The 557-nt window shown below is 67.3% G+C and carries 1 protein-coding gene; it reads left to right on the top strand.

Features of this window, described 5'->3' with window-relative positions; translation table 11 throughout:
• Positions 1-557, top strand: a 557-nt coding sequence (locus tag ABD481_RS47005) for an MFS transporter (protein WP_486323373.1), incomplete at both ends; no start/stop codon positions are given.

The raw sequence follows: 557 nt of genomic DNA on the forward strand, positions 1-557 counted from the left end.
CTCTACCGGCCGCCGCCCCGCGCTGCTGATTGCCGGTATCCTGCTCATCGCCACCACCCTGCGCGTGGTCTTTACCGGCGCGGCGCCGCTGCTGGACGCGATTCGTAGCGACTATGGCCTGACCACCGCGCAGACCGGGCTGCTCACTACCCTGCCGCTGCTGGCCTTTGGCCTTGTCTCGCCGCTGGCGGCAGGGGTTGCCCGCCGGTTCGGCATGGAACGCAGCCTGCTGCTGGCGGTTGCCAGCTGGGCATTTTACCATCTTGCCGGCGCCAGCCCGCAGCGGCTGTTTCTGCTCTACGGTACGGTGGGGCTGTGCGTCGGCGTGGTGGGGGCGGTGCCCTATGTGATGGTGCGGGCCTTCCCGGCGGAAGTACGCTTCCCCGGCATCTTTTTCTCCTACAACCTGTCGTACGCGATCTTTGGCGGCCTCACGCCGATTGCGGTCACCATGCTGATGGGGGTGTCGCCGATGGCGCCGGCCTGGTATGTGCTGGCCCTGTCGCTGATGGGGCTGGGATTAGGTATCTGGCTGCGTCAGGAGCTGACGGCGCCGA

Source organism: Catenulispora yoronensis, assembly GCF_039531695.1.
Lineage (GTDB): Bacteria > Actinomycetota > Actinomycetes > Streptomycetales > Catenulisporaceae > Catenulispora > Catenulispora yoronensis.